Raw genomic sequence first — 2,263 nt, forward strand, 5'->3', positions numbered from 1 at the left:
TAAAATTTGTTCAAGAAAAAACAAGTATAATACACAACCCATTACAAGATAAGGCCCAAAAGGAATTTGTGAAGACATCTCTTTTGATTTATTGATTAACGATGGAGCTACTACAAGAAGTGCCATTACTGAGGATAAAAAAATTATAAAGGGAATACTAACCCATCCAAACCAAAAACCTATTGCAGATAATAATTTTGCATCTCCAAGTCCCATCCCTTCTTTATTTCTTATCTTTTTATAAAAAAGAATTATTAACCAAATAATTAGGTAGCCTAAAATTCCACCAATTAAAGAATTTAAATAATTCGGAAATAAATTTGTATTCAAATTTGGATAAAAAGATTTAAAAAAGCCAATTACCATTAACGGAAAAGTAAGTGAGTTAGGAATGATATAATGTTTTAAATCTATAAAAAAAATTATTATAAAAAATATACTTAATACCGCTAACAATAATGAAGTAATTGTTAAACCAAACAAATGATAGATAAATACAAAACTCACAACACTTACTAGTTCGACTACAAAATATTTTTTGTCTATGTGGGACTTACAATTTTTACATTTTCCACCCAAAATTAAAAAAGAGATCAGTGGAATATTGTTAAACCAATTGATTTTTTCATTACATTTTGGACAATAAGATCTTTTTATAGCAATACTTTCATTAATAGGTATTCTATGTATACAAACGTTAGCAAAACTTCCCCATATACTTCCAAGAACAAATACTATAATATATAACACAATTTATAGTTTAATTTGAGAGGAAAACTCTATGAGCCCATTTATGCAGTATTGCACAAACATGATTGCATCTGAAATGTGCAAATAGAAATTTGGCGCATGAATAATGACTTCCATCACATTGAAAAATATCAAAAAATTAACGAATATCAATTTATAAATAATATGTTTTTTGGTGTAAAAAAAAAGGAATTAAGCAAAACAGATGATACTAGTAGTAAAGACCTAGAACTAGTAACAAAAATGAATCAAGAGTTTGCGAAGTCTCTTGATTTGAGAGAAACATTAAACAATTCTCTAGAATTGATTATAAAAAGAATTAACGCCCAAGCGGCTAATATCTTTTTAATAGATCATAAAAACCAATCATTTCAATGTATTGCCTCAAAACACCAGGCATATCTTGAGGATTTTGAAATACCTATCACTCAAGGAGTAATGGGCAAAGCTGCTGTAATGAAACAATGTATTAGAGTAGGTGATGTAAGAAAAGATATAAGAGAAATTGCTGAATTTTATTTTGATTTAGATAATAAGACAAATTTTACAACATACTCTGTACTATGTTCGCCTTTAATTGTATCTGATGAATGTATTGGTGTCATTCACTGCTTAAACAAAAAAACTAATGATAAACTTTTTGAAGAAAACGATAGGAAACTTTTAGAAACTTTATCTGGACCAGCAGCGTTAGCAATTAATAATGCTAAGATGGCAAAAGATTTAATTGACAAAAATAGAATGCAAAAAGAAATTGAAATTGTCGGAGAGATTCAAAAAACTTTGCTATCTCAAAACAAAAAAGAAAATTTTCCTATTGCAGGAATCAATATTCCTGCAAAAGTTGTCTCAGGGGACTTTTATAACTTTTCAGAGATTGGAGATGGGATATATGGATTTGGTGTAGCAGATGTTTCGGGAAAAGGAATCAAGTCATCTTTGCTTATGTCTAAAGCTTCAAGTCTTTATAGATGTTTAAGTAAGACCATGTTTTCTGCATCTGAATTACTTAACTTACTTAATTCTGAAATTTGTGAAACTGCTGCACGCGGTATGTTTGTGACAATGTTAATTGGAATTTATGATAGTAATAAAAAAAAATTGTCTCTTGCTAACGCGGGACATGAGCCGCCACTAATTCTATCAAAGGAAGGAAAATTTTCAAACTTCACTGAGGCAGGACCACCTTTAGGAATTATGTCTAAAATAAAATACAAAGAGACAACTTTAGATTTTTCCAATAGCTCAATGTACATTTTTACTGACGGCATTACAGAAATAAAAGATACTCGGGGAAATATGTTAGAGTCGGATGGATTTAAAGATTATATAAAGAAATATCAACAAGCTCCTAATTATGAAAGGTTAAATAAAATTGTTGAAGATATAATTAAGTCTGGTCGAATTCAAAAAGATGATTTAACCATCGTAGTAATTGATAGTGCTTAATTTTTTTACATACACATATATGAAACAAATTAATAATTTTCATTATAATAAGTCTCCAACTCTT

2 protein-coding genes are annotated in these 2,263 nt (G+C 28.7%); one reads left to right on the forward strand and one right to left on the reverse strand.

Annotated features, from left to right (window positions below):
• The coding region (locus ACTT83_RS03785; RefSeq protein ID WP_440918810.1) for a prepilin peptidase at positions 1–750 on the reverse strand (750 nt) is incomplete at its 3' end.
• A gap of 99 nt (positions 751–849) precedes the next feature.
• On the opposite strand from ACTT83_RS03785, the gene ACTT83_RS03790 reads away from it, so the two are divergent.
• A complete protein-coding gene (locus ACTT83_RS03790) occupies positions 850–2,199 on the forward strand; it encodes a GAF domain-containing SpoIIE family protein phosphatase (protein WP_440918811.1) in 1,350 nt (449 codons plus the stop codon).
• Positions 2,200–2,263 lie beyond the last annotated feature (64 nt).

The organism is Candidatus Pelagibacter sp., assembly GCF_052049775.1.
Lineage (GTDB): Bacteria > Pseudomonadota > Alphaproteobacteria > Pelagibacterales > Pelagibacteraceae > Pelagibacter.